This is a genomic window from Paracoccus sp. R86501 (assembly GCF_042466435.1).
GTDB lineage: Bacteria > Pseudomonadota > Alphaproteobacteria > Rhodobacterales > Rhodobacteraceae > Paracoccus.
Genome location: NZ_JAXHPZ010000001.1, coordinates 2,950,170 through 2,974,228, shown reverse-complemented (window position 1 = coordinate 2,974,228; position 24,059 = coordinate 2,950,170). Strand labels below are relative to the sequence as shown.

At 63.4% G+C, this 24,059-nt stretch carries 23 protein-coding genes; 9 read left to right on the top strand and 14 right to left on the bottom strand.

Going from position 1 to position 24,059, the window contains the following annotated elements:
- The first annotated feature begins 66 nt into the window (after positions 1-66).
- Both pncA and pncB read left to right on the top strand, forming a co-directional pair.
- Positions 67-663 (top strand): bifunctional nicotinamidase/pyrazinamidase, encoded by a 597-nt coding sequence (gene pncA / locus SJY40_RS14545; RefSeq protein ID WP_378947969.1) that lies wholly within the window; start codon positions 67-69, stop codon positions 661-663.
- Between the two features lie 63 nt (positions 664-726).
- Positions 727-2,019 carry a nicotinate phosphoribosyltransferase gene (gene pncB, locus SJY40_RS14540; RefSeq protein ID WP_378947966.1) on the top strand — a complete coding sequence of 431 codons (1,293 nt, stop codon included), beginning with the start codon at positions 727-729 and terminating at the stop codon, positions 2,017-2,019.
- Here the strand turns inward: pncB and SJY40_RS14535 are convergent.
- The 6 genes from SJY40_RS14535 to SJY40_RS14510 all read right to left on the bottom strand — a co-directional run bounded on the left by SJY40_RS14535 (position 2,016) and on the right by SJY40_RS14510 (position 6,252).
- A complete protein-coding gene (locus SJY40_RS14535) occupies positions 2,016-3,455 on the bottom strand; it encodes an inorganic phosphate transporter (RefSeq protein ID WP_378947963.1) in 1,440 nt (479 codons plus the stop codon). The genes pncB and SJY40_RS14535 overlap by 4 nt on opposite strands.
- 15 nt (positions 3,456-3,470) lie before the next feature.
- Entirely contained in the window at positions 3,471-3,929 is a 459-nt protein-coding gene (locus SJY40_RS14530; protein ID WP_378947960.1) for an NUDIX hydrolase, read from the bottom strand.
- Positions 3,926-4,348: an alternative ribosome rescue aminoacyl-tRNA hydrolase ArfB gene (gene arfB, locus SJY40_RS14525; RefSeq protein WP_378947957.1), complete on the bottom strand. Its 423-nt coding sequence runs from the start codon at positions 4,346-4,348 to the stop codon at positions 3,926-3,928. Before arfB ends, SJY40_RS14530 begins: the two co-directional genes overlap by 4 nt.
- Before the next feature lie 70 nt (positions 4,349-4,418).
- A complete protein-coding gene (locus SJY40_RS14520; RefSeq protein WP_378947955.1) occupies positions 4,419-5,279 on the bottom strand; it encodes a carbon-nitrogen hydrolase family protein in 861 nt (286 codons plus the stop codon).
- Positions 5,276-5,860, bottom strand: coding sequence for a GNAT family N-acetyltransferase (locus SJY40_RS14515; RefSeq protein ID WP_378947952.1), 585 nt, complete (start codon positions 5,858-5,860; stop codon positions 5,276-5,278). Before SJY40_RS14515 ends, SJY40_RS14520 begins: the two co-directional genes overlap by 4 nt.
- Positions 5,857-6,252 carry a ketosteroid isomerase-related protein gene (locus SJY40_RS14510; RefSeq protein WP_378947949.1) on the bottom strand — a complete coding sequence of 132 codons (396 nt, stop codon included), beginning with the start codon at positions 6,250-6,252 and terminating at the stop codon, positions 5,857-5,859. The genes SJY40_RS14515 and SJY40_RS14510 overlap by 4 nt, the downstream gene beginning before the upstream one ends.
- 165 nt (positions 6,253-6,417) lie before the next feature.
- Between SJY40_RS14510 and SJY40_RS14505 the strand changes: the two genes are divergently transcribed.
- A complete protein-coding gene (locus tag SJY40_RS14505) occupies positions 6,418-7,806 on the top strand; it encodes a phosphomannomutase (protein ID WP_378947946.1) in 1,389 nt (462 codons plus the stop codon).
- A 43-nt stretch (positions 7,807-7,849) separates the two neighbouring features.
- Here the strand turns inward: SJY40_RS14505 and SJY40_RS14500 are convergent, their stop codons facing one another.
- The 8 genes from SJY40_RS14500 to cysQ all read right to left on the bottom strand — a co-directional run bounded on the left by SJY40_RS14500 (position 7,850) and on the right by cysQ (position 16,766).
- Positions 7,850-9,247, bottom strand: a complete 1,398-nt coding sequence (locus tag SJY40_RS14500) for a hypothetical protein (protein WP_378947944.1) — start codon at positions 9,245-9,247, stop codon at positions 7,850-7,852.
- On the bottom strand, positions 9,244-10,938 hold the full coding sequence (locus SJY40_RS14495) for a beta-1,6-N-acetylglucosaminyltransferase (protein ID WP_378947941.1): 1,695 nt from the start codon (positions 10,936-10,938) through the stop codon (positions 9,244-9,246). The genes SJY40_RS14500 and SJY40_RS14495 overlap by 4 nt, the downstream gene beginning before the upstream one ends.
- A complete protein-coding gene (locus tag SJY40_RS14490) occupies positions 10,935-11,960 on the bottom strand; it encodes a glycosyltransferase family 2 protein (protein WP_378947938.1) in 1,026 nt (341 codons plus the stop codon). Before SJY40_RS14490 ends, SJY40_RS14495 begins: the two co-directional genes overlap by 4 nt.
- A gap of 87 nt (positions 11,961-12,047) precedes the next feature.
- A complete protein-coding gene (locus SJY40_RS14485) occupies positions 12,048-13,091 on the bottom strand; it encodes a glycosyltransferase family 2 protein (protein WP_378947935.1) in 1,044 nt (347 codons plus the stop codon).
- Positions 13,088-14,074, bottom strand: a complete 987-nt coding sequence (galE, locus tag SJY40_RS14480) for a UDP-glucose 4-epimerase GalE (RefSeq protein ID WP_378947932.1) — start codon at positions 14,072-14,074, stop codon at positions 13,088-13,090. The genes SJY40_RS14485 and galE overlap by 4 nt, the downstream gene beginning before the upstream one ends.
- A 5-nt stretch (positions 14,075-14,079) precedes the next feature.
- A complete protein-coding gene (locus SJY40_RS14475; protein WP_378947930.1) occupies positions 14,080-14,976 on the bottom strand; it encodes a UTP--glucose-1-phosphate uridylyltransferase in 897 nt (298 codons plus the stop codon).
- Between the two features lie 190 nt (positions 14,977-15,166).
- Positions 15,167-15,967: a 3-deoxy-manno-octulosonate cytidylyltransferase gene (locus SJY40_RS14470; protein WP_378947927.1), complete on the bottom strand. Its 801-nt coding sequence runs from the start codon at positions 15,965-15,967 to the stop codon at positions 15,167-15,169.
- Position 15,968: 1 nt separating this feature from the next.
- The gene (gene cysQ, locus SJY40_RS14465) at positions 15,969-16,766 is read right to left on the bottom strand and encodes a 3'(2'),5'-bisphosphate nucleotidase CysQ (protein WP_378947924.1); all 798 of its coding nucleotides are present in this window, start codon (positions 16,764-16,766) and stop codon (positions 15,969-15,971) included.
- Between the two features lie 159 nt (positions 16,767-16,925).
- On the opposite strand from cysQ, the gene SJY40_RS14460 reads away from it, so the two are divergent.
- The 6 genes from SJY40_RS14460 (at position 16,926) to petB (ending at position 24,009) form a co-directional block, all read left to right on the top strand.
- A complete protein-coding gene (locus SJY40_RS14460; protein WP_378947921.1) occupies positions 16,926-17,750 on the top strand; it encodes an ABC transporter permease in 825 nt (274 codons plus the stop codon).
- A gap of 203 nt (positions 17,751-17,953) precedes the next feature.
- Positions 17,954-19,864, top strand: a complete 1,911-nt coding sequence (dnaK, locus tag SJY40_RS14455) for a molecular chaperone DnaK (RefSeq protein ID WP_378947919.1) — start codon at positions 17,954-17,956, stop codon at positions 19,862-19,864.
- An 85-nt stretch (positions 19,865-19,949) separates the two neighbouring features.
- Positions 19,950-21,122, top strand: a complete 1,173-nt coding sequence (gene dnaJ, locus SJY40_RS14450) for a molecular chaperone DnaJ (protein ID WP_378947916.1) — start codon at positions 19,950-19,952, stop codon at positions 21,120-21,122.
- Between the two features lie 46 nt (positions 21,123-21,168).
- The gene (radC, locus tag SJY40_RS14445; protein ID WP_378947914.1) at positions 21,169-21,939 is read left to right on the top strand and encodes a DNA repair protein RadC; all 771 of its coding nucleotides are present in this window, start codon (positions 21,169-21,171) and stop codon (positions 21,937-21,939) included.
- A 172-nt stretch (positions 21,940-22,111) separates the two neighbouring features.
- Positions 22,112-22,675 (top strand): ubiquinol-cytochrome c reductase iron-sulfur subunit, encoded by a 564-nt coding sequence (gene petA / locus SJY40_RS14440; protein WP_378947911.1) that lies wholly within the window; start codon positions 22,112-22,114, stop codon positions 22,673-22,675.
- A gap of 11 nt (positions 22,676-22,686) precedes the next feature.
- Positions 22,687-24,009 (top strand): cytochrome b, encoded by a 1,323-nt coding sequence (gene petB / locus SJY40_RS14435; protein WP_378947908.1) that lies wholly within the window; start codon positions 22,687-22,689, stop codon positions 24,007-24,009.
- Positions 24,010-24,059 lie beyond the last annotated feature (50 nt).

The window sequence follows — 24,059 nt, the reverse complement described above, 5'->3', positions numbered from 1 at the left end:
TCGGGGGTTGACGCTGACGGCATGCCTTCGGCTTACTGCGCACCCAGGGAATTGCACAGGTGGTCCATGACAAACGCGCTGATCGTGATCGACATGCAGAACGACTTCTGCCCGGGGGGCAACCTTGCCGTGCCCCATGGCGACCAGATCGTCGCGCCGATCAACAAGCTGATGGAGGGGTTCGGGACCGTCATCCTGACGCAGGACTGGCATCCCGCTGACCACACCAGCTTTGCCGACAACCACGACGGTGCGGCCCCCTTCGACGTGGTGCAGATGCCCTATGGCCCGCAGGTTCTGTGGCCGCGCCATTGCGTCATCGGCACGCCGGGCGCCGCTTTTCACCGCGATCTGGACGTCAGACGGGCGGATATGGTGCTGCGGAAGGGGTTCCGCGCGGGGATCGACAGCTATTCGGCCTTTCATGAAAACGACCACCGGACGCAGACGGGGCTTGCGGGCTATCTGCGCGAACGCGGCATCACGCAGCTGTCGCTGGTCGGTCTGGCCCATGACTTCTGCGTCGCCTGGAGCGCGATCGACGCCGCCAAACTGGGCTTTGAAACGCGGGTGATCGAGGATGCCTGCCGTGCCATCGACATGGACGGCAGCCTTGCCACCGCCCGCACAGCCATGCGCGACGCGGGGGTGGCGCTGGTCTGACGCGGGCTTGCACCCTGCGGTCGGAACGGGCACGAAAGACGAAATGCCATAAGGAAAGCGGTCATGGTCGATATCGCCACGCGCGTCTATAACCACAAGTGGAAGATCGACCCCATCGTGCGGTCCCTGATCGACACCGATTTCTACAAGCTGCTGATGTGCCAGTCGGTGTTTCGCAACAACCCCGAAACCAATGTCACCTTCAGCCTGATCAACCGCAGCAAATCGGTCCGCATGGCCGATATCATCGACGAGGGCGAGCTGCGCGAACAGCTGGACCATGTGCGCGACCTGTCGCTGACGCGGGGCGAAAGCACTTGGCTGCGCGGCAACACCTTCTATGGCAAGCGCCAGATGTTCCGCCCCGACTTCATGGAGTTTCTGGAAGGACTGCGTCTGCCTGCCTATCACCTGCAGAAACGCGACGGCCAATACGAGCTGACCTTCGAAGGCAAATGGCCCGAGGTGATGCTGTGGGAAATTCCCGCCCTGTCGATCCTGATGGAGCTGCGATCCCGCGCCGTCCTGAAGGACATGGGCCGGTTCGAGCTGCAGGTGCTCTATGCCCGCGCCATGACGCGCCTGTGGGAAAAGATCGAGACATTGCGCAAGCTGGACGACCTGCGCATCGCAGATTTCGGCACGCGGCGGCGCCACAGCTTCCTGTGGCAGGATTGGGCCGTGCAGGCCATGATCGAGGGGTTGGGCGACCGTTTCATCGGCACCTCGAACTGTCTGATCGCCATGCACCGCGACATCGAGGCTATCGGCACCAACGCCCATGAGCTGCCCATGGTCTATGCCGCGCTGGCCGAAACCGACGCGGCGCTGAAGCAGGCCCCCTATGACGTCTTGGCCGACTGGCACGAGGAGCACGAGGGCAACCTCCGCATGATCCTGCCCGACACCTATGGCAGCGCGGGCTTCCTGAACGATGCCCCCGACTGGCTGGCCGGCTGGACCGGCATCCGCATCGACAGCGGCGATCCCGCGACGGGCGCGGAAACCGCCATCCAGTGGTGGAAGGACCGGGGCGAGGATCCGCGCCAGAAGCTGATCATCTTTTCCGACGGGCTGGATCAGGACCGCATCGTGGCGCTGCACAAGCAGTTCCACGGGCGGGTCAAGGTCAGCTTCGGCTGGGGTACGCTCTTGACCAACGACTTCCGCGGGCTGGTGCCGGGCGACGGGCTGGCGCCCTTCAGTCTGGTCTGCAAGGCGGTCGCGGCCAACGGCAGGCCGACCGTCAAGCTGTCGGACAACCCCGCAAAGGCCACCGGCCCCGCAGCCGAGATCGAACGCTACAAGCGGGTCTTCGGCGTCGGCGCGCAGGAAACGCAGGCCGTCACGGTCTAGACCCCGGTCGCGCGCAGGACCAGCGCGCAGGCCAGCGCCCCAAGGCCCGCAGTGATCGGCAGCGTCACCAGCCATGCGGCGGTGATGGTGACGACGTGGCTGCGGCGCACCAGCATGCGACGGCGGGTCTCCTCGACGGGCATGGCGTCATGGCTGGCGTCGCGGCGGCGGTCCAGCCATTCGCGGGCGAAACCCACACCAAAGATGCCGCCCACCGCGACATGCGTCGTTGACACCGGCAGCCCGAAGCTGGAGGCGAAAAGCACCGTCACAGCCGTCGCCAGCGACACACAGAAGGCGCGACCCGCGTTCAGCTTGGTGATGCCGCTGCCGACCATATTGACCAGCCGCCTGCCGAACAGCAGCGTCCCCGCAGCGATGGCCAACCCCGCCCCGACCAGAATGGCCGAGGGCACTGCGCCGATTTGCCCGCTGACCGCATGCCCCTGCAGGATGACCGACAGGGGACCCGCGATGTTGCCGACATCATTGGCGCCATGCGCAAAGCCCATGATGACCACCGCAATCAGCAGCGCAGGACGCAGCAGACGCTTGGTGCTGGGCTTTTTCGGATGGTCCTGCAATTCGCGCAATACGCCGCGATGGGTGATGCCGTAACCGGCAGCCCCGCAAAGCGCGGCGGCGGCGGGCTGCAACAGGATCAGTTGCGCGCCGTCGAAGGTCAGCACCACGACATAGACCGCGAATGAAGCGCACATCGTCGCCACCATCCACGGCAGCCAGCGCAACGCGGCAGCCCCCCGGTCAGGCGCATCGACCACATTGGCGCGCAGAAAGACCAGCAGCATCGCCGCCAGACTGCCCGCCACAAGCGGCGTCGCCACCCAGACAAGGGCGATCATCAGCACCGTTGACCATGCCACCGCAGACACCCCAAGGGCCACCGCCCCCGCGCCCGCGATCCCGCCGACGATGGAATGCGACGTGCTGACCGGCAGGCCTATCCCCGTTGCCAGCGTGATCCATGATGCCGCCCCGATCAGTGCCGCCACCATCACCATCGGCCCGCGGATCCCCCGACTTAGCGGTGCCAGATCGATGATCCCCCCCGCCAGCCGGTCCGACACCGCGCCGCCCGCCAGAAACGCACCCAGCAGACCCGCCGCAGCCACCAGCATCAGCCCCGGCAACAGCTTGATCGCCCCCGCCCCGACCGCCGGTCCAAGCGAGTTCGCGACATCGTTCGACCCGATGGCCACGCCCAGCCAGGCCGCCACGACCAGCCCCGCCCCCGTCGCCAGCACCCCCGGCGCGGCCCCCGACAGCGCCAGAAAGATCAGCAGCAGCCCGACAAGAGCCAGCACTGTCAGCCCAAGCCGCCAGACGGGACGGAAGGCGTGCATCTGTGCGACCTCGGCATGGGTGATGCGGCCAAGATCCTTGTCGAGCGTCCGGAAACTGGGGCGATCGCTCATGGCGCGGGTCGGGGGTCAAAGCTGAAGATCATGATCTTCCAAATTCTCAAGCAGCGTCTTCAGTTCCGGTTCGATCACCATGCGGGCGGCCTCGGCGGGGGAAAACCAACGGCGCTTGCGTTGGTCCGCCTCGGGGAAATCATCGTGCAGCTTCTGGACCGACAGCAGAAAGACACGCACCTCGACCGGGACGGCAAAGCCCCGATCCTGCCCCTTGTCATAGCTAAATCGCCCGTGTTCGCGCGCCTCGATCCGGCCACGAACGCCCGCTTCCTCCCATGCTTCCTGCGCTGCGGCCTCGGACAGGCTGCGACCGGCCATCGGCCAGCCCTTGGGGATGACCCACCGACCGGTGTCGCGGCTGGTCACCAGCAGCACCTTGCGCGCGGCAGGATCGCAGCAGATCGCGCCCACCTGCATGGCAACCGGCCTGCGTCCCAACAGCATGTTCAGGGCCCGGGCCAGACGGCTCATTCGCTGTCATCCACCTTGCCGCGCATTGCTTTGACGCCGGACCGCACCGTCTTGGCCTTCAGGCGGCGGCGCTGGCTGCCAAGGGTCGGGCGGGTCGCGATGCGGCGTTTGGGGGCGGTCAGGGCCTGACGGATCAGTTCGGCCAGCCGTTCGCGGGCCAGTTCGCGGTTGCGTGCCTGGCTGCGGGTTTCCTGCGCCAGTATCAACAGCGCGCCTTCGGATGTCCAACGGCGACCGGCCAGCCTCTGCAGCCGGCGTTTCACGGTATCCGAGAGATTGGGCGACCTTTCCGCCTCGAATTGCAGTTCGACGGCGGTTTCGACCTTGTTCACGTTCTGCCCACCCGGACCTTGCGATCGGGTGAACTGTTCGGAAAGTTCCCATTCCTCGATGGAGAGAGTGTCGGTGACATAAAGCATGACTGCAGGATATGGCGCATTGATGTCGCGATTAAAGCGCAATCCAGTTAATTTGGTGTAAATCCCAACACTAATCGGTCAACAGACGGCTGCGGGCCTGCTCGGGCCAATGGGCAAAGGGCAGAACGGCCCCCTCGGCGCGGCTTTGACGCACGCGGGTCAGATCGACATCTGCTTGGACCCAGCCTGTTGCGTTCATCGGACCTTCGGCGATGATGCCCGTTTCCGGCCAAAATCCGTCCGGCGGACCGTAAATCGCCGCACGCCCACGGTTTTCATCCAGCGCCGGCATCCAGTTGCAATCACCCACGGTCGGGGCCTGCACCACGATGCATTGGCTTTCCAGCGCCCGCGCCATCGCCCCGATACGTACCCGGTGAAAGCCTGCAACCGTATCGGTGCAGCTGGGCACCAGCAGCAGTTCGGCCCCCGCCTCGGCCAGCACCCGCCCCAGCAGGGGAAATTCGCTGTCATAGCAGATCAGGATGCCGATGCGGCCCAGCGCCGTGTCGAAGACCCGCAGCCCCGGCGCGCCGGTCACGTCCCAATCCTCACGCTCGAACCGGGTCATGATCTGTTTGTCCTGATGCCCGATGACGCCGTGTGGGCTATAAAGCACGGCGCGGTTCACCGGCCGCGGCCCGTCGAAAACCGGCCCTGATCCGCCAAGGATGTGGCAGCCATGCGCCGCCGCCAGTTCCAGATGCAGGTCGCGCACGGCATCGGCATGGCGGGCGACCTGATGCAGGCTTGCCTCAAGATCGCCTGCCACGTCGCGCCCGCCCAGCGATGCCAGCTCCATCGCGGCATATTCGGGAAAGACCAGCAGGTCGGCGCCTTGGGCATCCGCCACCCAGCGACTGATCTTGGCGCGATAGTCGTCGAAGCTGTCGAACCAGTCGATGGGATAGGCGGCGGTCGCGATCTTCACAAAGCCCTCATCCAGAATTGCAGCGGCTTGTCGGTTTCCTCGGCCTGACCCAGATCCTTCCATGCGAACCGGGCCACGACATCGGGCTGCGGTTCATAGCCCCGCTTGCGCCAGAAGGGGTCCAGCGGGCGGTAATCGGCAGGACGGGCGGGATGGTCGTCGGGGCGGATCACGCTGCAAAAGGCGCTATAGCGGTGGCCAAGGCTGCGGGCGTGTTCTTCGCGCGCATCGAAGAAGGCATGCCCGATGCCCTGCCCGCGATATTGCGGCAGCAGCGCCGATTCCGCGCAATAGAAGATGTCGCCCAAATCCTCGGGGCGGTTCTGGAAGGCTGCGGCGAAATCGGCGGCGTGATCGGCCATCGGTGCGCCCGTGGCCGCCCCCACGATCCGGTCGCCATCCAGCGCGGCCACGACCACCGCACCGGGCGACAGATAGGCCTGCAGATATTCGCGTTCGTAATCCGCGTCTCCGTCATAGACATAGGGCCAGTCGCGAAACACCGCCATCCGCAACCGCGCCACATCGTCCAGCGCATCGGCCAGCGCCTGCCCGGTCAGGACGCGGGTGGTCACGCTCATTGACTGACCTGCCGCATCCAGTCGGCAAGGTTGTAATAGGTGGTGACGCGGGCGATCTTGCCGTCCCTGACGGTGAAGAACGCGCCCGCGGGCAGGCGGTATGTCTGGCCATTGGCGGGCGGCAGGCCTTCGTCGGTTTTCAGATAAGTGCCGTTCACCACGAATTCCGCCGCAGCACGGTCGCCATTCGCCATGATGACCATATCGGTCAGTTCCTCGCGGTAGCTGTCGGTCATATGGGCGTTGAAGGCCGCGAACAGATCGCGCCCCTTGCGGACCTGTCCTTCGTTGACATGGTGTTCGACATCGTCATGCAGCAGGTCCAGCATTCGATCAGTCTGTCCGGCGTTGAAGGCGTCGTAATAGGCTTGGATCAGGGCGGTGGCTTGCATCGGTATCCTCCGGTCGGTTTGACGGGAATCTAGCGTCATGGACGGGCGACGTCACCTGATCCCAAGGTTGCAGGTTGACTTTTCCGGCCCTCGCCAAGCCGGGTGCTTGAATTTAAGGTCGAACCTGTTAGCGCTGATAGCAACAATAGCATCGGAGGATCCGGAATGACCGGAAATGATCAGCTTGGCAGGCGCGAGATTACCTGCTTCAAAGCCTATGACGTGCGCGGCGAACTGGGCAAGAACCTTGACCCCGATGTCGCCTATCGCATCGGTCGCGCCTTTGCGCAGGCCCGCAGCGCCAAGCGTGTGGTCGTGGGCCGCGACAGCCGCGAAACCTCGCCCGAACTGGCCGCAGCCCTGATCGAAGGGTTGACCGATGGCGGCGCAGACGTGCTGGACCTGGGTCTGGCCGGCACCGAGGAGGTGTATTTCCACACCGGCAACCAGGATACCGATGGCGGGATCGAGGTTACGGCCTCGCATAACCCCATCAACTACAACGGCATGAAGATCGTGGGCCGTGGCTCGGCGCCGCTGGACCCTGCGACGGAACTGCCGCCCATCGTCGAACTGGCGACCAATGGCGATTTCGCCCCGGCCACCAAGGGCAGCGTCACCGATTTCAGCGATGCCCGCGCCGAATACGCCAGCCGCATGGCCGATTTCGTCGACATCGACGCGCTGCGCCCGATGAAGATCCTGGTCAACGCTGGCAATGGCACCGCGGGCCCGACCTTCGACGCCATCGCCGCCGAACTGGAACGCCGCGGCGCGCCGCTGACCTTCGTGCGCATGCACCACAATGTCGACAGCAGCTTCCCGAACGGCATCCCGAACCCGCTGCTGGACGAAAACCAGCCCCCCACCGTCGAACGAATGATCGCCGAAAAGGCCGATCTGGGCGTCGCATGGGACGGCGATTTCGACCGCTGCTTCTTCTTCGACGAAAACGGCCGCTTCATTCCCGGCGAATATATCGTCGGCCTTCTGGGCGCTGCCTTCCTTGAGAAATCGCCGGGCGAGAAGATCGTGCATGACCCCCGCGTCATCATGAACACCCGCGCCATGATCGAGGAAGCCGGCGGCGAGGCTGTGGTCAGCAAGACCGGTCACGCCTTCATCAAGCGCAAGATGCGCGACGTCAGCGCCATCTATGGCGGCGAGATGTCGGCCCACCATTACTTCCGCGACTTCTATTACTGCGACAGCGGCATGATCCCGTGGTTGCTGATGATCGAATTGCTGTCGCGCAAGGGCAAGACGCTGGCAGAACTGCTGGAAGAGCGGATGCGGCTTTACCCGTCGTCGGGGGAAACCAACTATACCATCGCCGATCCCGATGCAGCCATCGCGCGCCTGATCGACACCTATGAGGCGAAAGCCGACAGCCGTGACGATCTGGACGGTGTGTCGCTGAACTTCGGCAACTGGCGCTTCAACCTGCGCAAGTCGAACACCGAACCGGTCGTTCGCCTGAACGTCGAGGCCGATGGCGATGCCGCCCTGGTCCGCGAAAAGCAGGCCGAGCTGGCAGCCCTGCTGAAAGCCTGATCCCGAAGGGGGGCCGCATCATCCCGATGCGGCCCCTTTTCCTTTACGCCGGGTCTTCGAACCCGAAGGCGATGTAGTCGCGCAGATAGGCCGCCCGCGCCGCGTCGATCAGCGGCTGGCGCAGCAGAAATTCGGGTATCGCATCGACCTGCAGGTGTCGCAGCTTGGCGTTGCCGATCCCCGCCGCCCCCGCCAGCAGTTCCATGTCCTGCGCCAGCCGATCCTCGCGGATCAGCATGTCGGGCGTGGCGAAACGCGCAAAGCCCGAGATCACCTCGGACTGGCTGGCCCATGCGGCATAGGTCGGCAGCGTCGTCTGGCCGTTCAGATTGCGGCGCAGGAAGTTCAGGAACGGCTTGAACAGGTCCAGCTGCTGATCCTGCGACAGACCACTCAGGTCGTTGTCATCGGGCAGCGGCACCCGCTGGACCTGGCGCAGCAGTTGGCGCAATTCGACCGGACCGTCGGTCAGAACCTGCTGGAAGGCATGCCACGCCCGATACAGCGGGTGGCGCAGCACGGTGAAGCTGCGATGGCCGGGGTGCTTGCGCTTCCATTGCCGCAGGCTGGATTGGGTGAAATCCTGCCCCAGATCGCCCAGCTTGTCCATCCAGTCGCGCACCTGCGGGCCCGGACCGCAACGCACCGGCATGTAGAGCAGCCCCTGCCCCGCCTCGACGGCGGTGAAGCTGGGGACGGAAGGCCCCCGGCGCGGTTCGAAGTTCGGGATGCGGCGCAGGATGAAGGGATCGACCTGCTGCAGGTCCTGCTGCATCTGGTCGAAGTTCTTCACCTTTTCGGCCAGTTCGCGCGGGTTCTGCGGGACCTGGTCGCGGGCAGGCTCCAGTCGGGCCACGTCGCTGCGCCCCAGCCAATGCGCCAATCCGGTCATCACGTCGGCATCGCGCAGATCCTCGTAGCCCAGCCAGAAACCGGTCTGACCCGACACCTGCATCCGGTGCAGCACCCGCGCCTGAAAGCGTTCGACCGCATCCAGCATCTGGCGGAACTCGGGGCCGTCATAGGTGATGGTCGCGGGGATCGGGGTCTCGGTCTCGTTCAGCTTCCACTGGTTGGTATCCCATGCCAGCCGCGTCGAGACATAGCTGTCCAGCGGATTGCGCGTCAGGATGATCTTGGCGCAGCTGGCGTCGGTCATGATGGCATCGAAGACGCGCGGGTCGTGATCGTGGAAATAGCGGAAGCCCGACATATGCCCCGGCTTGTCGATCAGCCGGTTCAGCAGGACCAACGGGTCGGCCTCTCGCTCGGCCCGGGTGACGCCTTCCAGCTCGTCCTTGTCGGGCCAGCCCATCATATAGGGGTTGAACGCCTCGCCAAAGCAGGTGACGCCGCGTAGCCCGTTCAGGGTCGCTTCCAGCAGGTTCGAGCCGGTCCGCATCTCGGCAAAGATCACGAAGCTGCGAAATGGTTCGGTCATTCGGCGGCCGTCCTTTCAGGCAGAGGGGTATCGACAAGCGGCAGGCCATCGCCCGACAGGCGCGGCCGCAGCCCGGAATTGCGCAGGCGGCGCAACAGTTCGGACAGACCGTCCAGATTGCGCATCCGCGGCATGCTGTCCAGCACGCTTGGCGCGACGGGCATCTGCTGCAGGGCCTGCATGATGACGCCTTGGGGGCGCGCCAGGAAATCGTTCAGTTCGTGCACCTGCACCCGCGCCTTGACCCAGACCGAATTCAGCACCTCGAGGTGGTCCGTTTCCGCACGCTGCAGGATGGCGGTAACGCGGCGGATGTCGTCGAAGGGCATTTCCGATTCCAGCAATGGCAGCATCCAGGCGCCGGTGACGACGTGGATATGCGCGTTGGGATCGGTGGCCATGAACCAGTTCAGTGCCTGATTGTCGCGCGGGCTGGTCTGGAAGACCTGCATCCGCGGCGCGATGCGGATCAGGGCCGTCAGAAAGCCCTGCGGATCACGGTCGCGGATCTGCGGGTTCGACGATATCGCCCCGGGCCCGATATCGGGACGGCCCGCGAATTCCACCATCTGTGGGGCAAACAGATGCCCGTGGATGTCGGCGTCGATGATGCCCGCCAGCCAGTCCTCGAAGCCGGGAAAGATGTCGGTGAACCCTTGGAAGACCGCATAGGGCGCCGAGGTCTTGCCGTTTTCGCTGTCCTTGCGAGGATAGCGGCTTTGCATGTAGAGGCCCGGCCGCCCCTGTGTGCGGCGGCGCACCGTGCGGCTGATCATGCGTTCGAACCGCTGCGGCTGCGGCGGGCGCAATCCGCCGTCGCCCGATCGTGCGACGGGGAAGTGGTCCAGCAGCAGCCGTGCCCCCGGCCATATCTTGCGCGCCACGAAGCAATGCAACTCCTCCAGCATGCGGGCGTGATCGTCGTACAGCTGATAGGGCCGCCCGTCCTGATCGAACTTGGCCAGCGTCAACGTATGGCTCTCGATGCGCATCGCGTGGCGGCGGGCCAGCGTCTGGAAATAGCTTTCGTCCGGAATCCAGGTCAGACGGAAGTAACGGTCGAATTCCTCGCGCCGCGGGTCGTCCAGAATGGCGCGCAGGGTGGATGCGGTCAGGCACCACCATTGCGATCCCAGATAGGGAACAAGGCCCTTGGGGGGCTGCCGCCTGATCTTCATCCGCCGCTGCCAGTCGACCAGCCGGTCGAACAACCAGCGCTGCCGCCGCCAGTCCAGCGGGTAATACAGGGTAAAGCGTTCCTCGTTCAGGCCGCCGACGGTCCAGCCGACATCATTGGCGCTGACGCTTTCGATGTGGTCGCGTTCCGGATCCATCCCTAGATAGCTGCACAGTTCCGAGACGGGGCGCAGCGGCAGGCACGACCCCGATGCCAGATAGACATGCGTCAGATCGGGATGCTTCTCCAGCAGCAGCTGCGCGGCATCCTGCGTCGCCTGGATCAGCGAGAACCGCCCCCAATCGCACGACATCCGCCGCGAGTAGGCGATGTCGGGCAGGTCCTGCAGGCTGTCCTTCATCGCGGCCACCGCTTTGGCCGGGGCCTTGGCATCGATGTGGATGACAACACGGGCACCGCCCTTGACCCAGATGCGCGCCATATGCGCGGCCACGTCCAGCTGCGCGTGGCACAGCAGGATGACGCCAAGGCGGATGTCGCAGGCTTCGGTCATGCCCAGTTCCCCCGCGACATCAGCCCCAGATCCTCCAGCTGGCGCCAGTCCTGATATTCGCGCAATTCGCTGCACCACAGGTCGGTGCCGCTGGTCAGCCCGGCGTGATAGGCCTTGTATTCCTTGCTGTTGGCATAATGCTGGCGGCGGTCCAGCTCCTCGGCGGATTTATCGGCGAAGGTGGACAGGAACTTGGCATGCAGCAGACACCCCGAGGCCTGTTCGCCGCCGTCCTCGTCATAGACCTGGTTCAGCGACTTGGGCAGCAGCATGTGGGTCGAACTGACATAGGCATAGCGCCACGACCATTTCACCAGCGGCGTCTTGTTCAGCGCCGGTCCCGAGATCGGATCCGAGGTGAAGAAATTGCGCGTCCGCGGCCCCCCTTGAATCCACAGGTTGCCGTAATAGGGGTTCTTGGTGATCGTGTAATTCGCCGGATCGAACCACCGGGCGATGGTGAAGGGATCGGCGCCCTCCTCATAGATCTCGTCCTCGATGTTGCCGCGTGGATACATGTCCAGCAGCATCGCGGGAAATGACCGCCGTCCCGAAGCCTCCAGCCAGTTCGTCAACGCCTGCAATGGCCGCGTGTCGCTGTGCGGATAGATCAGGAATTCATCGGGATCGACGGTCAGGCACCAATGGCCGTCCCCGTATTTCATCAGCAGTCGGTTGATCCAATCCATGCCGAACCGCGACCGCTTGTAGCCGGCATTGGTCCACCACAGCGACACGTCGGGCTGTTCGGACAGATAGTTCCCGCTGCCGTCATGGCTGTTGTTGTTGACGAACAGGAAATGCTTCACGCCAAGGTTGCGATAGTAATCCAGAAAATACGGCAGCCGCACACGTTCGTTGCGCAGCGTGACAAAGGCCAGCACGTCGTCCTTGCGGATCTGGGCGGTGCGATTGACGATGCATTTCAGGGCGCGACGTCGGTTGAATGCGCGCGCGATCAGGTACTGGCGTTCGATCCGCCTGCTCAGCCGGTCCGAGATGGGCAGTCTAGTGATACGCATCGCCACCGCCGGCCGGATATCGGGAATTGGACAACAATCGCATAGGTCCAAGCAATGTGCTGCATGTCCCCGATTGGCAAGGGTTTTTCAGGAATCCGGATCAGGCGGCCAATCGCCTGTGCCCATCAGGCCCAGCTGCACCAGTTGAGGCCACCCCGTAAAGCGTTGTGAATTCGCGTCGCGCAGGACCGGCCCCTGCGCCACCGCCCGATGATAATCGGCATAGGCTTCGGGGCGGACGAAGTGCTGGCGGCGGGTCAGTTCCTCGGTCGATTTCGCGACGATATCGGGCAGGAACTTGCCGTGCAGCAGCACCCCTGACAGCCGTGGATCGGACGGCCCGTCGTAAAGGTCGTTCAGGTCCCGCGGCAGCACCGAATGGGTGGAATTCACATAAACCTGCCGCCAGTTCCAGCGCATCAGCGGCAGCTTGTTCAGGGTCGGAGAGCGGGCCGGATCATCGGCAAAAAACACCCGCTCACGCAAACCGCCCTGCACCCACAGGTTGCGGCGCGGCATCATCCGCCGCACGCGATAGGGACCGGCATCGAACCACGGCAGCCGCTGCGCCAGCGGCGCACCTGCGGGGGCATCGGCGCCGCCCACCGGCCCACTGGGGGCAAGATCCAGCATCAGCGCGCCCATGCCCGCGATGCCACGGGCGTCCAGATGGGCGACCAGTCGCGGCAACGGGCGCGTGTCATGATGCGGATAGATCAGCAATTCGTCCGCATCGACGGTGACGCACCAATGGCCGTTGCCATGTCGCATCAGCAGGGCGTTCGCCCAGTCCAGACCAAAGCGCGCCTGACGATAGCTGGCATCACAGCGCCACAGCGACACGTCGGGCTGCGCGGCAAGATAGCGGTCCGAGCCGTCGTCGCTGGCATTGTCCACCATCAGGAAATGCGCGACGCCAAGCTGGCGGTAGTGATCAAGAAAACCCGGCAGATGGGACAGTTCGTTGCGCAGCGTGGTGACGACCAGAATGTCGTCGGGATCGATCATGCCGGTGCGATCGATGATGGGCTGCAGACTGCGGCGCGCCTTGATGGCGCGCCACAGCAGTTCGCGTCGCTTCCACCTGGCACGATAGGCCTGCCAGGCGTTGCGAACGGGGCCGAAGCTCACTGTTGGTAATCGCCCGCCTGATGCCAGCGCCACGCATCCGCGATCATCTGCTTCATGGTCGAACGGTCGGGCGTCCAGCCAAGGTCGGTCTTGGCACGCTGGCTGCCGCAGACCAGCTTGACGGCATCACCGCCGCGACGCGGGCCATCAACCATCGGCACCTGCCGGTTGGTCACATGGCGGGTGGCATCGACCACCTCACGGACCGAGAACCCGTCGCCGGTGCCCAGACAGAAGACACGGCTGCCCTTGTCGGCCTGAAGCCACTCCAGCCCCTTCACATGCGCATCGACCAGATCCATCACATGGACATAATCGCGAATGCAGGTGCCGTCGGGCGTCGGATAATCCGTGCCGTGAATGGTCAGCGCCGAACGCTTTCCATCGACCGCATCCAGAATCAGCGGAATCAGATGGGTTTCCGGGCGGTGGAATTCGCCGATCTCACCTTCGGGGTCCGCGCCCGCGACGTTGAAATAGCGGAAGATGACGTGGTTCAGCCCATGGGCCGAGCCGAAGTCGATCAACATATCCTCGATCGCGCGCTTGCTGGCGCCATAGGCGTTCAGGGGCGCCTGCGGAGTATCTTCGTCCAGAATCTCGCCGTCGCGGTCACCATAGGTGGCGCAGGTCGAGCTGAAGACGAAGTTCATGCAGCCTGCCGCAACCGCCGCCTCGATCAGGTTCAGCGACCCCGAGACGTTGTTGCGCCAGTATTTCCCCGGCTCGGCCATGGCTTCGCCCACCTGCGACAGCGCTGCGAAATGCAGCACGGCTACAGGCTGATATTCAGCGAATGCCGCATCCAATGCCGCGCGATCCATCAGATCGGCCTGCACCAGCGGGCCGAACTTGACGGCATCGCGCCAGCCGGTCGTCAGGTTGTCCAGCGTGACAGGGGTATATCCCGCCTTCGAAAGGGCCTTGCAGGCGTGCGAGCCGATATAGCCCGCACCGCCCGTGACCAGCACGTTCTTCGTCATCAGGATTACTCGGCCGCGCGGTTCGTCAACATGACGTGGTTCAGATAGTCGGCGAATTCCTCGCGCAGTTCTTCACGCTCGAGGCCGAAGGCCACGGTCGCCTGCAGGAAGCCCGCCTTGGAACCGCAATCGAAGCGCTGGCCACGGAAACGCAGGCCGAACACGTCGCGCCCGGCTTCGATTTCCTCGGCGATGGCGTCGGTCAGCTGGATCTCACCACCGGCACCCTGCTTCAGCTTGTTCAGGTTCTTCATGACGGTCGGAGCCAGGATATAGCGTCCGATCACGGCCAGGTTCGACGGCTGCGTGCCCATCGCGGGCTTTTCGACCATGCCCTTGGCACGGACGATCGCGCCCATGTCTTCGGCCACGTCCAGCACGCCGTAGGAGGAGGCCTTTTCAGGGGCGACTTCCATCGTGGCGACCATGCTGCCGCCGGTTTCGCCATAGGCTTCGATCATCTGCTGCAGGCAGGGCGGCTCACCCTGAATGACGTCATCGGTCAGAACGACGGCGAAGGGTTCGTCGTCGGACAGCAGACGACGGGCGCACCACACGGCGTGACCCAGACCCAAGGCCTTGTGCTGGCGGATATAGGCGATGGCGCCCGAATCCATGTTGGTCTGGCGAAGCGTTTCCAGCAACTTGTCCTTGCCGGCCTTCTTCAGGTTCGATTCCAGTTCGTGCGAATGGTCGAAGTAATCTTCCAGCGCACCCTTGCCACGCGAGGTGACGAAGATGAATTCCTTGATGCCCGCAGCGCGCGCTTCGTCGATCGCGTATTGAATCAGCGGCTTATCGACAAGGGACAGGATTTCCTTCGGGATGCTTTTGGTGGCTGGCAGGAAACGCGTTCCCAAACCTGCAACCGGAAAGATGGCTTTTGTAACCTTGCGACCCATTTCAACTACCTCTGATAACACGGCGGCCCCTTGGACCACCTTCAATTTTCGCCTCTGCCTACACGCAGCGGCTTGGATTTCAATAGACAGACTATATTCTAGGCAGTTAACCGCCAAGCCGTTCCACTGTAATGTTGCGAATTGTTCACAGTTTCCGCCCAAGTCGGCAGCACCGATGATGTCGGGACGATCAGTGAAGACCCATTTCGGACATCATCTGTTCAAGGCGCTCAACATCCTGGGGGTTGTTCAGTTCCCAGAATTGACGCCCCCGCGCCTGAACCTGAACGCAAAGGACGTGACGTCCCCGTTCCAGGAAGCGCAATTGCTCCAACCCTTCCAGCTTTTCAAGCGAACCTTCGGGCCAGGTGGCGTATTCGCCCAGCGCCGCGGGGCGATAGGCATAGACGCCGACGTGATGGAAAACCGGGCTGTCGGCATCGTCCGCCACTTCGCCTGGCACGAAAGGGATGACCTCTTTCGAGAAATAGAGCGCTTGCCCGTCATGCCCGAAAACAGCCGTGGTTCCGCCGACGCGACCGGCATGGCGGTCGGCGATCAGATCGGCGCGCATCCGGCCCGAACAGCGCAGCACCGGCGTGGCAACCTGCGCATCGGGGGCGGCGCGCAGACCGGCGACCAGATCTTCGACGAACCAGGCGGGGGTCAGGGGCGCATCGCCCTGCAGGTTCACGACGATTTCGGGGGTGATGCCCAGATTGGCGATCGCCTCGGCGCAGCGTTCGGTGCCATTGCGGCATTCGGTGCTGGTCATGACGACCTCGGCGCCGAAACCTTTGGCATGGTCGCGGATGCGGTCGTCATCAGTGGCCACCACGACCCGGTCCACGCCCGAGACCGCCATGGCCGCGTCCCAGCTGCGGCGGATCAGGCTGCGTGCCTGCCCGCCTGCGCCGCGCAGTTCGACCAGCGGCTTGCCCGGATAGCGCGTCGAGGCATGGCGCGCGGGGATGACGATGACGACCGACATCTTACGGCTTCACCAGCAGAACACCGGGGGCATAGGCGATGAAGAACGGGTTTTCGAAGCCCGGCTTGCCATAGACGAAGGTGCTGTGGTCATCAAAGCGCACGACCTCGCCGCCCGCACCGCGCAGGACGGCATCGCCGGCGGCGGTGTCCCATTCCATCGTGCGACCCAGTCGCGGATAGAGATCGGCCTCGCCCGTCGCGACCAGACAGAACTTCAGCGACGAACCGGCGCTGGTCATGTCTCGCACGCCGTATTGCCCGATATAGGCGTCGGTCGCGGCATCGCGGTGCGACTTGGAGGCCACGACCATCAGGCCGCGGTTGTCGGGGGTGGCATTCACGCCGATCGGTTCGACCTTGCCGGGGGCATCGCCGAAGGGTGCCTTTTCCTCGACCGACATGCCGTCGGCGCTGGTATAGAACAGGCGGTCCTTGGCGGGGGCATAGACCACGCCACGCACCGGCACGCCGTTTTCGACATAGGCGATGTTGACGGTGAAATCGCCGCGGCGCTTGACGAATTCCTTGGTGCCGTCCAGCGGATCGACGATCAGGAAGGTCGACAGCGTCTGTCCGTGGGTGTCGGCCTGTTCCTCGGTGACCAGCGGGATATCCGGGAAAGCCTCGCGCAGGCCGGCCGAGATGATGGCATCTGCGGCCTCATCGGCCTCGGTCACGGGCGAATCGTCGGCCTTGGTGCGCGTTTCGAAATCATCGGACTGATAGATTTCCATGATCCGCTCGCCTGCCAGCAGGGCAAGGCGGCGCATTTCGGTGGTCAATCGGTCGAATTGCATTCACTTTCCTTTACGTGGCGGGGCCGGTCCGGCCATGCCGGATTGTGTGAGGGTCCTGCAATCCTTATGATGCCCCCAAGGGATATCGGCAAGCACCGCCACCATGGCAGCCCCGATGCTGCGACAATCCCGCATCAATTCTTTGCCAGAGGTGTCGGAATGCTGTTCAAGCAACGTCAAAGCCGGAACATGGTCCAGGCGGCCTTCACGACGCTGGCGCTGATCTATCACCAGACAGTCTACAACCTGCGGACCGAACACCGCAATGCCGCCGTCGGCCTGCTGCTGACCATCGTGCAGACCTCGCTGTTCATGCTGGTGTTTCTGGCGCTTTACGCGCTGGTCGGCATCAAGACGGCGCCGCTGCGCGGGGATTTCCTGCTGTACATCATGTCCGGCATCTTCGTCTTCATGCTGCATGTGCAATCGGTGGGGGCGGTATCGGCCAGTCATTCGGTGTCATCGGGGATCATCAAGCACGAACCGCTGAATGCGGCGGTGCTGATCTCGGGGGCGGCGCTGGCGATCCTCTACAAGCAGGCGATCAGCATCATCGTGCTGCTGCTGGCCTATCACGCGCTGTTCACGCCCATCACCATCTATGATCCGCTTGGGGCGGGGGCGTTGTTCCTGCTGTCATGGTTCTCGGGGTGCTGCGTGGGGCTGGTCTTTCTTGGCATCAGGCCTTGGTCACCGGCCACCGCCAAGATGCTGACAACGCTGTACCAGCGCGTGAACATGTTCGCCTCCGGCAAGTTCTTCGTGGCCAACACCATGCCGACCTTCATCATGCCGTGGTTCTTCTGGAACCCGCTGTTCCACCTGATCGATCAGGAACGCGGCTTCCTGTTCATCAACTATTCGCCCAACAAGACGATCCTGCTTTACCCGCTGTGGTTTTCCATCGCGATGCTGATGATCGGACTGCTGATCAACTTCACGACCCGCAAGCACGAATCGATCAGCTGGGCCGCTACGCAGTAATTTCATCCCGCGCAAAGCTGCAAAAGGCGTCACGCAGGGCCGATTTTGCGGCCCCGCGGTGCTTGCGGGGCTGAATTGCATCCCTATATACACCCCCGAAGCAGCCCGGTTCGTACCGGGTCTAATTCAAGCAAGGGATCGGGCCACGGGGGCCAAAACGGACCCGTAGCTCAAAATATCGCCGCAAGAGAGGTTATATCCACATGTCTAAAGTCATCGGCATCGACCTTGGCACCACCAACAGCTGCGTGGCCATCATGGACGGCAGCCAGCCCAAGGTCATCGAAAACAGCGAAGGCGCCCGCACGACGCCCTCGATCGTGGGTTTCACGGATGGCGAACGTCTGGTCGGCCAGCCCGCCAAGCGTCAGGCCGTGACGAACCCCAGCAACACCGTGTTTGCCGTCAAGCGCCTGATCGGCCGTCGCATCGGTGACGAAGCCGTCGAAAAGGACCGCAAGCTGGTTCCCTACAACATTGTCGATGGCGGCAATGGCGACGCATGGGTCCAGGTCAAGGATGAGAATTACTCTCCTTCGCAGGTCAGCGCGATGATCCTTCAGAAGATGAAGGAAACCGCCGAATCCTATCTGGGCGAAACCGTGACCCAGGCCGTGATCACCGTTCCGGCCTATTTCAACGACGCCCAGCGTCAGGCCACCAAGGATGCGGGCAAGATCGCCGGCCTTGAAGTCCTGCGCATCATCAACGAGCCGACCGCAGCCGCACTGGCTTACGGTCTGGACAAGAAAGAAACCAAAACCATCGCGGTCTACGACCTTGGCGGCGGCACCTTCGACATCACCATCCTGGAGATCGACGACGGCCTGTTCGAAGTGAAATCGACGAACGGCGACACCTTCCTGGGTGGCGAAGATTTCGACATGCGCATCGTAAACTATCTGGCCGACGAGTTCAAAAAAGAACACGGCGTCGATCTGACTGGTGACAAGATGGCCCTTCAGCGCCTGAAGGAAGCCGCTGAAAAAGCCAAGATCGAACTGTCCAGCAGCAGCCAGACCGAGATCAACCAGCCCTTCATCAGCATGGGCAGCAACGGCCAGCCGCTGCACATGGTCATGAAGCTGACCCGCGCCAAGCTGGAAAGCCTGGTTGCCGATCTGATCAAGCGCACCATGAAGCCCGTTCAGGAAGCCCTGAAGGACGCCGGTTGCGCCAAGGGCGAAATCGACGAGATCGTTCTGGTCGGCGGCATGACCCGCATGCCCAAGGTTGTTCAGGAAGTCACCGACTTCTTCGGCAAGGAACCCCACAAGGGTGTGAACCCGGACGAAGTCGTTGCACTGGGTGCCGCCATTCAGGCCGGCGTTCTGCAGGGTGACGTCAAGGACGTGGTTCTGCTGGACGTGACCCCGTTGTCGATGGGCATCGAGACCCTTGGTGGTGTCTTTACCCGCCTGATCGACCGCAACACGACGATCCCGACCAAGAAAGGTCAGATCTTCTCGACCGCCGAAGACAACCAGAACGCCGTGACGATCCGGGTCTTCCAGGGCGAGCGCGAGATGGCTGCCGACAACAAGATGTTGGGCCAGTTCAATCTTGAGGACATCCCGCCCGCACCGCGCGGCATGCCCCAGATCGAGGTGACCTTCGACATCGACGCCAACGGCATCGTCTCGGTTTCGGCCAAGGACAAGGGTACCGGCAAAGAGCATAACATCACCATCCAGGCGTCCGGCGGTCTGACCGACGAAGACATCCAGCGCATGGTCGATGATGCCGAAACCAACGCGGAGGCCGACAAGGGCCGCCGCGATCTGGTCGAGGCCCGCAACCAGGCTGAAAGCCTGATCCACTCGACCAAGAAGTCGCTGGCCGATCATGGCGACAAGGTCAACAGCTCGACCGTGGAAGCGATCGAACTGGCCATCGGCGCCTTGGAAGAGGCCCTGAAGTCGGAAGACGCGGGCAAGATCCGTTCGGGCATCCAGAACGTCATGGACGCATCCATGCGTCTGGGCGAAGCCATCTACAAGGCTCAGGAAGGCAGCGAAGAAGCCGCTTCCTCCGAGGACTCCGAGCGCGAAGTCGACGAAGACATCGTGGATGCCGATTTCGAAGATCTGGGCGAAGACAAGAAGCGCGGCTGATCGAGGCCAACTCTCAGGAAAGGGCCGGTCTGCATTCTGATGCGGACCGGCCCGCTTTTTTTGAGACAAACGAACAGGACGACACATGAGCAAGCGTTGCTATTACGAGGTGCTCGGGGTCAGCCGCGGGGCTTCGGCCGACGAGATCAAGAAGGCCTATCGTACCAAGGCCAAGGAACTGCATCCCGACCGCAACCCGAATGACGCGACAGCCGAGACCCGCTTCAAGGAAGCGAACGAGGCCTATGACTGCCTGAAGGACGATCAGAAGAAATCGGCCTATGACCGCTTTGGCCATGCGGCCTTCGAAGGCGGCGGCGGTGGTTTCGGCGGCGGTCGCGGCGGCGCGGGTCCGCAGGGCGACTTCGGTTCGGCCTTTGCCGATGTCTTCGAGGATCTCTTCGGCGACATGATGGGCGGACGCCGCGGTGGGGGCGGTGGCGGACGGTCGCGCGCACAGCGCGGTCAGGATCTGCGCTATAACCTGCGGGTGTCGCTGGAAGACGCCTATGTCGGCGTGCAGAAGCCGATCACCGTCAACGGATCGGCCGCCTGCGACGAATGCGACGGCACCGGCGCCGAGGGCGCGACCCAGCCCGCCGCCTGCCCGACCTGTGCAGGCATGGGCAAGGTCCGTGCGCAGCAGGGTTTCTTTACCGTCGAACGCGCATGCCCGACCTGTGGTGGTGCCGGTCAGATCATCAAGAACCCCTGCAAATCCTGCCACGGTGCGGGACGTACCGAACGCGAACGCACGCTGTCGGTGAACATCCCGGCAGGCGTCGAAACCGGCACCCGCATCCGCCTTGCGGGCGAAGGCGAGGCTGGCCTGCGCGGTGGTCCGGCGGGCGATCTGTACATCTTCGTCGAGGTTCAGGAACATTCGATCTTCCTGCGCGACGGCAAGATGCTGGCCTGTCAGGTGCCCGTCAGCATGGCGACCGCCGCCCTTGGCGGCGAGGTCGAGGTGCCGACGATCGACGGTGGACGCGCAAGGGTCAAGGTGCCCGCGGGCAGTCAGACCGGACGCCAGATGCGCCTGCGCGGCAAGGGCATGCCCCCCCTGCGTCACGGCGCCGGAGCGGGCGGCGAGCTGGGCGACATGCTGATCGAGCTGACGGTGGAAACCCCCGTCAACCTGACCACCCGCCAGCGCGAACTTCTGAGGGAATTCGAGGAAGTGAAGGCCGACAACAGCCCTCAGTCCGACGGTTTCTTCGACAAGGTCCGCAGCTTCTGGGACGGGATGACCCGCTGATCGCGGTTTAACCCTTTGTTTACTGATCGGGCCCATGCTTGCGGGCATGGACCCGAATCGTTCCTTTGGCGAAATGCCCCAATCCTTGTTCGACCCCGCGCCCGACGACGTGGCGCCGGTGGTTCCGACACGCGGCAAGACTGCCCCCTCTTATCTGGCCGATCATCGCGCGCGCCTGCGTGACCGCTTCATGCAGGGCGGTGCCGCTGCCATGCCCGATTACGAGATGCTCGAGCTGGTCCTGTTCCGCGCCATTCCCCGACAGGACCTCAAACCACTGGCCCGTCGCCTGATCGAGACCTTCGGCGACTTCAATCGCGTCCTGACGGCCACGCCTGCCCGCCTGCAATCCATCGACGGCGTCGGTCCTGCCGTTGTCACCGAACTGAAGATCGTCGAAGCCGCTGCCCAACGTCTGGCCCGCGCCCGTGTCATGCACCGCCCCGTCCTGTCCAGCTGGCAGGATCTGCTGGATTATTGCCACACCGCCATGGCCCACCGCGAGGTCGAGCAGTTCCGTGTCCTGTTCATGGACCGCAAGAACGTGCTGATCGCCGATGAGGAACAGGCCCGCGGCACGGTCGACCACGTCCCCGTCTATCCGCGCGAGATCATCCGCCGGGCGCTGGAACTGAACGCGTCGGCGCTGATCCTGGTGCACAACCACCCCTCGGGCGATCCCACGCCCTCGGATGCCGACATTGCGATGACCGCCCGCATCGCGCAGGCCGCCGAAAGCATGTCCATTACCATCCACGACCACCTGATCATCGGCAAATCGCGCGAACTGAGTTTCCGTTCCGAAGGTTTGCTGTAACGGGAACGTTGTGCATTTGCGACAGATGCGTCGAAATGCGCAGCATGGATCGGGCTTACAGTCTGGACTGACGGTAATTTGAACGGTAGAACCGCGACGCGAAGGCTACGTCTCGGACGTGGCCCGGAATGTCGTATCGGCCTGAATTTCGGCCCGAATTGGAGTATGACCCGTGTCCCACGCAGATGACCACGTAGGCACCCGGAGGGATTTCCTCTATTATGCCGCGGCGGGCGCAGGCACGGTGGCCGCCGGTGCCGCCGCCTGGACGCTTGTGAACCAGATGAACCCCTCGGCTGATGTTCAGGCCCTTGCCTCGATTCCGGTCGATGTCAGCGGCGTGGCCGAAGGATCCCAGATCACCGTCCTGTTCCTGGGCAAGCCGGTCTTCATCCGCCGCCGCACCCCCGAGGAAATCGAGGCCGGACGCGCCGTCAAACTGAGCGATCTGGTCGATCAGAACGCCGAAAACCCGAACCTGCCTGCCGGTTCGCCTGCCACCGATGAAAACCGCACCCTGGACGAAGCCGGCGAATGGCTGGTTCAGGTCGGCGTCTGCACCCACCTGGGTTGCGTGCCGATCGGTGACGGTGCCGGTGACTTCGGCGGCTGGTTCTGCCCCTGCCACGGCAGCCACTATGACACGGCAGGCCGTATCCGCCGGGGCCCCGCGCCTCAGAACATGCACATTCCCGTGGCGTCGTTCATCAACGACACCACCATCCAGTTGGGCTGAGGAGGGTTCTCATGGCCGGAATACCGCACGACCATTATCAGCCCAAAACGGGCTTCGAACGCTGGCTGCACCGCCGTCTGCCGGTGGCCGGACTGCTCTATGACACGCTTGTCATCCCGACGCCGAAGAACCTGAACTGGATGTGGATCTGGGGCATCGTCCTGACCTTCTGTCTGGCGCTTCAGATCATCACCGGCATCGTGCTGGTCATGCATTACACCCCGCATGTCAACCTGGCCTTCGCAAGCGTCGAACACATCATGCGCAACGTCAACGGCGGCTATATGCTGCGGTATCTGCACGCCAACGGCGCATCGCTGTTCTTCGTCGCGGTCTATCTGCACATCTTCCGCAGCCTGTATTACGGCAGCTACAAGGCCCCGCGCGAGGTCACCTGGATCGTCGGCATGCTGATCTATCTGCTGATGATGGCAACGGCCTTCATGGGCTATGTGCTGCCTTGGGGTCAGATGTCCTTCTGGGGCGCGACCGTCATCACCGGCCTGTTCGGCGCCATTCCCGGCATCGGTGAATCGCTGCAGACCTGGCTGCTGGGCGGACCTGCCGTCGGCAATGCGACGCTGAACCGCTTCTTCTCGCTGCACTATCTGCTGCCCTTCGTCATCGCGGGTCTGGTGATCGTCCACATCTGGGCCTTCCATTCGACCGGCAACAACAACCCGACGGGCATCGAAGTGCGTCGCGGCTCGAAAGAGGAAGCACAAAAGGACACGCTGCCCTTCTGGCCCTATTTCGTCATCAAGGACCTGCTGGCGCTGGTCGTGATCCTGGTCGTCTTCTTCGCGATCGTAGGCTTCATGCCGAACTATCTTGGCCACCCCGACAACTATATCGAAGCGAATGCGCTGGCGACGCCTGCCCATATCGTTCCCGAATGGTACTTCCTGCCCTTCTACGCGATCCTGCGCGCCTTCGACGGCGATGTCTGGGCCGTGCAACTGGTGCAGTTCCTGTCCTTCGGCATCGTCAACGCCAAGTTCTTCGGCGTTCTGGCGATGTTCGGTGCGATCATCGTCATGGCGCTGGTGCCCTGGCTGGACACCTCGCGCGTGCGCTCGGGCCGTTACCGTCCGCAGTTCAAGTGGTGGTTCTGGCTGCTGGCCGTCGATTTTGTCGTGCTGATGTGGGTTGGCGCCATGCCGACCGAGGGTCCCTATCCCTACATCGCGCTGCTGGCCTCGACCTATTGGTTCGCCTACTTCCTGGTCATCCTGCCGCTTCTGGGCGTCATCGAGAAGCCCGAGCCCATGCCGGCCACGATCGAGGAAGACTTCAACGCGCATTACAGCGCCAAGGCGACACCGGCCGAGTAAGGAGAGCCAAGGAATGACCCTGAGAACCAAGACGCTCACGGCCGCATTGG

Excerpts from the sequence above, each read along its gene's own strand:
- SJY40_RS14500 (WP_378947944.1), bottom strand. The coding sequence starts at position 9,247 with ATGACCGAACCATTTCGCAGCTTCGTGATCTTTGCCGAGATGCGGACC.
- galE (WP_378947932.1), bottom strand. The coding sequence starts at position 14,074 with ATGACGAAGAACGTGCTGGTCACGGGCGGTGCGGGCTATATCGGCTCG.
- pncB (WP_378947966.1), top strand. The coding sequence starts at position 727 with ATGGTCGATATCGCCACGCGCGTCTATAACCACAAGTGGAAGATCGAC.
- cysQ (WP_378947924.1), bottom strand. The coding sequence starts at position 16,766 with ATGCAATTCGACCGATTGACCACCGAAATGCGCCGCCTTGCCCTGCTG.
- SJY40_RS14510 (WP_378947949.1), bottom strand. The coding sequence starts at position 6,252 with ATGCAAGCCACCGCCCTGATCCAAGCCTATTACGACGCCTTCAACGCC.
- SJY40_RS14515 (WP_378947952.1), bottom strand. The coding sequence starts at position 5,860 with ATGAGCGTGACCACCCGCGTCCTGACCGGGCAGGCGCTGGCCGATGCG.
- pncA (WP_378947969.1), top strand. The coding sequence starts at position 67 with ATGACAAACGCGCTGATCGTGATCGACATGCAGAACGACTTCTGCCCG.
- dnaK (WP_378947919.1), top strand. The coding sequence starts at position 17,954 with ATGTCTAAAGTCATCGGCATCGACCTTGGCACCACCAACAGCTGCGTG.
- radC (WP_378947914.1), top strand. The coding sequence starts at position 21,169 with ATGGACCCGAATCGTTCCTTTGGCGAAATGCCCCAATCCTTGTTCGAC.
- dnaJ (WP_378947916.1), top strand. The coding sequence starts at position 19,950 with ATGAGCAAGCGTTGCTATTACGAGGTGCTCGGGGTCAGCCGCGGGGCT.
- SJY40_RS14530 (WP_378947960.1), bottom strand. The coding sequence starts at position 3,929 with ATGAGCCGTCTGGCCCGGGCCCTGAACATGCTGTTGGGACGCAGGCCG.
- SJY40_RS14505 (WP_378947946.1), top strand. The coding sequence starts at position 6,418 with ATGACCGGAAATGATCAGCTTGGCAGGCGCGAGATTACCTGCTTCAAA.
- SJY40_RS14470 (WP_378947927.1), bottom strand. The coding sequence starts at position 15,967 with ATGTCGGTCGTCATCGTCATCCCCGCGCGCCATGCCTCGACGCGCTAT.
- SJY40_RS14460 (WP_378947921.1), top strand. The coding sequence starts at position 16,926 with ATGCTGTTCAAGCAACGTCAAAGCCGGAACATGGTCCAGGCGGCCTTC.
- arfB (WP_378947957.1), bottom strand. The coding sequence starts at position 4,348 with ATGCTTTATGTCACCGACACTCTCTCCATCGAGGAATGGGAACTTTCC.
- petB (WP_378947908.1), top strand. The coding sequence starts at position 22,687 with ATGGCCGGAATACCGCACGACCATTATCAGCCCAAAACGGGCTTCGAA.
- SJY40_RS14495 (WP_378947941.1), bottom strand. The coding sequence starts at position 10,938 with ATGACCGAAGCCTGCGACATCCGCCTTGGCGTCATCCTGCTGTGCCAC.
- SJY40_RS14475 (WP_378947930.1), bottom strand. The coding sequence starts at position 14,976 with ATGGGTCGCAAGGTTACAAAAGCCATCTTTCCGGTTGCAGGTTTGGGA.
- SJY40_RS14490 (WP_378947938.1), bottom strand. The coding sequence starts at position 11,960 with ATGCGTATCACTAGACTGCCCATCTCGGACCGGCTGAGCAGGCGGATC.
- SJY40_RS14535 (WP_378947963.1), bottom strand. The coding sequence starts at position 3,455 with ATGAGCGATCGCCCCAGTTTCCGGACGCTCGACAAGGATCTTGGCCGC.